Annotated in this window: 2 protein-coding genes; one reads left to right on the top strand and one right to left on the bottom strand. The window is 67.4% G+C overall.

The features are described 5' to 3' along the window. Nucleotides 1–201 precede the first annotated feature (201 nt). Nucleotides 202–2,526, bottom strand: a complete 2,325-nt coding sequence (locus D3H34_RS30960; protein WP_119558667.1) for an ATP-binding protein — start codon at nucleotides 2,524–2,526, stop codon at nucleotides 202–204. A gap of 116 nt (nucleotides 2,527–2,642) precedes the next feature. On the opposite strand from D3H34_RS30960, the gene D3H34_RS30955 reads away from it, so the two are divergent. Then, nucleotides 2,643–3,842 (top strand): threonine ammonia-lyase, encoded by a 1,200-nt coding sequence (locus D3H34_RS30955; protein WP_205736841.1) that lies wholly within the window; start codon nucleotides 2,643–2,645, stop codon nucleotides 3,840–3,842. The last annotated feature ends 122 nt before the right edge of the window (nucleotides 3,843–3,964 follow it).

Genomic DNA, 3,964 nt, shown 5'->3' with positions numbered 1-3,964 from the left:
TAAGTCGTCGGCAGCGTCAGATGTGTATAAGAGACAGGCCAAGGCGAGCGCCATCGCACCGGCGGTGGCGGCCGCGGCTCGCGAGCGTCGCGGCACGTCTGCATTGCGAAAGGCCATCGGTTCCTCCTCGAGTCCGTGCTGGCGGACAGTTCTGACGTGTTCTTGTTCGGGGTGCCGCGGACGTCGGTCCGCCCGCGCCCGCTACTGGATGAAGCCCATGCCGCGCGATTCGCGCACTTCGGGCTTGATGCGGTGCTCGGCTTCGAGCTGCTCGAGAAACTCCGCCGCCGAGAACTCGGCCGCGAGGATGTCGGTCTGCCGCTTCACGGCAGCGAAGTCGCCGGGGCACAGCTGCGGCAGCTGCGCCAGGCGCGCGCGCACCTCACCCGTGAGCAGGGCCGCATCGCCCGCGAGGGCCTCGGTGACGAACATGCGTTCGCGCTGCGCCGCGGTGAGCGGCATGAACTTGATCTTGAAGGTGAAGCGCCGCAGCGCCGCCTGGTCGAGCCGGTCGAGCAGGTTGGTGGTGCAGACGAACACGCCGCGGAAGCGCTCCATGCCCTGCAGCATCTCGTTGACCTCGGTGACCTCGTAGGTGCGCTGCGCGCCGCGCCGATCCTGCAGGAAGCTGTCGGCCTCGTCGAGCAGCAGCACGGCCTTCTCGGCCTCGGCCTCCTTGAACATGGCGGCCATGTTCTGCTCGGTCTCGCCGACGTACTTGCTCATGAGGTCGCTGGCCTGCTTGACGATGAGCGGGCGGCCCACGGCCTTCGCGATGTGCTCGGCCAGCGCGGTCTTGCCGGTGCCGGGCGCGCCGTAGAAGCACAGCGTGCCGTGGCCGCGCGCCTTCAGCGCCTCGACGATGCGGGGGATCTCGAAGCGGGTCTCGACGTGGAGCATGTCCAGGTCGTAGGTGGTGACGCTGCGGCGCTCGGCCGGGCTCTTGTCGAACGTGCCGAGCGCGAGATCGGCATTGCGCAGCTGCCGCTCGATGAGCGCTTCGACCGAGGCGTTCTCGCTCGTCGCAAGACCTGCGAAGCGCACGGCGGTGCGGATCTGCGCGGGCGTGAGGCCCTTGCGCTCGGCCAGCTTGGCAGTGAAGGCCTCGGACACCACGACACCTTCGAGCGTCTTCTTGACGAGCTGCTCGCGCGCACCGGGCGGCGGCGACTTGAGCTCCAGGTGATAGGCAAAGCGGCGGCGGAAGGCCGGGTCGATCTGCTCGATGCGGTTGGTGACCCACAGCGTGGGCACCGGGTTGGCTTCGAGGATCTGGTTGACCCAGGCCTTGCCGCTCACGCTGCCGCTGGCGGGCGCGGGAATCTGCTCGGCGCGCGCCATGAACTGCGCGGCCTCGGTGCTGATGGGCGGGAACACGTCCTCGACCTCGTCGAACAGCAGTGCGGCCTGCGCGCTGCCCTTGAGGAAGACCTGCGCGATCTGCAGCGAGCGGTAGCGGTCGCGGCCGCTGAGCGAGTTGCCGTCGCGGTCGGCGTACTCGACCTCGAACAGCTCCAGGCCCGCAGCCTGCGCCACCACCTTGGCCAGCTCGGTCTTGCCGGTGCCGGGCGGGCCGTAGAGCAGCACGTTGACGCCGGGCTCCTTGCGCGCCACGGCGGCGCGCAGCAGCGTGACGAGCATCTGCGCGTCTTCCTGCACGAAGGAAAAATCGTGCGGCGTGAGCGCGCTCTTGGCCGAGGGCCGCGTGAACACGGCCATCAGCTCGTTGTGATCGCGGTACTCGCGCATGAGCACGGGCGGCAGCTTCTCGCTGACCTTCATGAGGTCGGCGAGGTCGGTGATGTTGTGCTCGGAGATCAGGTTCTCGACGAGGCCGATGCGCTCCAGCCGCGAGCCCGCGCGCAGCGCCTCGCCCACTTCGCTCGCATTGACGCCCGCGATGTCGGCGATGGCCGCGTAGGCCTCGGGCGCGTTGTTGACCTTGAACTCGACCAGCAGCGAGCGCAGGTCGCGCTGGTAGCGCGCGAGCGTGCCGTACAGCAGCAGTGCACGCTCGGCCTTGTTGAGCTGCAGCAGGCCGGCGAGGGCATCGATGTTCTTCTCGACCAGCGTCGACTGCTTGCGCAGCGCATGCGTGAGCCAGTCGCGCGTGACGGCCAGCACCGAGAGCAGGTCCTTGGGCTGGTCTTTCGCGTACTCGTCGAGATAGAAGAAGAGCGTGCCTTCTTCATACGGGCCGCGCCACACGCCGTGGCGTTCGAGCAGCGTGCGGCCGTCGAAGTCTTCGACGCCTTTCCACGCCTCGTTGCCTGCACAGCGGCGGCCCAGGAACTCGCGCAATCGCTGCAGCACCGCGGCGGGCCACACGAGGTGGCGGCCGGTGAGAGAGAGCAATCCGTTGATGTCACGCCGCACGTTGAAGCGCGGCCCCTGCTTGGCGGCGAGCGTGAGCACGAAGTGCGAGCACATGAGCTCGAGCACCGGCGCTTCCTTGAGCCCGGGCGAAGGCAATGCCTGCCCGCGCACCGCAGCAGCCACCACATCGACACCCGCACGCTTGACCATCAGGCAACCTCCATCGAGGAATTTCTCGGAGTGACCATAACGCAGACTTTTGGCTTCGGGAAGACGCCGGAAGAGTAAAAACCCTGATTCGCCGGATTCCAGCCACAATGCGCGCCATGGTCGGAATCGAAGCTATCCGGCGCGCCGCGGTGCGCCTGCAGGGCCAGGTGCTCAACACGCCTTGCGTGGAGTCGCGCACGCTCTCTGAAATCGTGGGCGCGCAGGTGTTCCTGAAGTTCGAGAACCTGCAGTTCACGTCCTCGTTCAAGGAGCGGGGCGCATGCAACAAGCTGGTGGATCTTTCTGAAAGCGGCACGCGCGGCGTGATCGCCATGTCGGCCGGCAACCATGCGCAGGGTGTGGCCTATCACGCCCAGCGGCTCGGCCTGCGCGCACTGATCGTGATGCCGCGCTTCACGCCCGGCGTGAAGATCGAGCGCACACGCGGCTTCGGCGCCGAGGTGGTGCTGCACGGCGACACGCTGGACGCGGCACGCGCCCACGCGCTGGCACTGGCCGAACGCGAAGGGCTGACCTTCGTGCATCCCTACGATGACGAAGCCATCATTGCTGGCCAGGGCACGATCGCGCTCGAGATGCTCGACGCTGTGCCCGACCTCGATACGCTCGTGGTGGCGGTCGGCGGCGGCGGACTGATCGCGGGCATGGCCGTCGCGGCGCGCGAGGCCAGGCCCGGCATCGAGATCGTCGGCGTCCAGACCCAGCGCTTTCCGGCGATGGTGAATGCCGTCAAAGGCACGCACCACGCGCAGGGCACGAGCACGATCGCCGAAGGCATCGCGGTCGGCACCCCGGGTGTGCTGACGCGGGAAATCATCGCCGCCAAGGTCGACGACCTGCTGCTCGTGGACGAGGGCGACATCGAGCAAGGCGTGCTGATGCTGCTCGAAATCGAAAAGACCCTTGTCGAAGGTGCCGGCGCGGCCGGCCTGGCGGCGCTGATCCGCCATCCGGAGCGCTTTCGCGGCAAGCGCGTGGGCCTGGTGCTGTCGGGCGGCAACATTGATCCGCTGCTGCTCGCAGCCATCATCGAACGCGGCATGGTGCGGGCCGGGCGACTCGCCCGGGTGCGTGTCAGTGCGCGCGATGTGCCCGGCTCACTGGCCCATATCACGGCCACTGTGGCCGAAGCGGGCGCTAACGTCGATGAAGTGCATCACCAGCGCGCCTTCACCATGCTGGCGGCGCAGAATGTCGACGTCGAGCTGGTGCTGCAGACCCGTGGCAGGGCTCATCTGGCGAGCGTGCTGACCGCCCTGAAAGACGCCGGATTCGAAGCCGTGGAACAGCACTGAGGGCTCCTCGCAACCCCCTAGACCCATCCGCGGCGCCCCGCCGGTAAAATGGCGGGAGTTTTGTCATTTGCTGTTGATTGCATTTGACGGTTTGTCATTTGCGTATTCGAGGTATTTCCCGA

It is taken from the genome of Acidovorax cavernicola (assembly GCF_003581445.1).
This window is presented reverse-complemented; position numbering and strand designations above follow the sequence as displayed.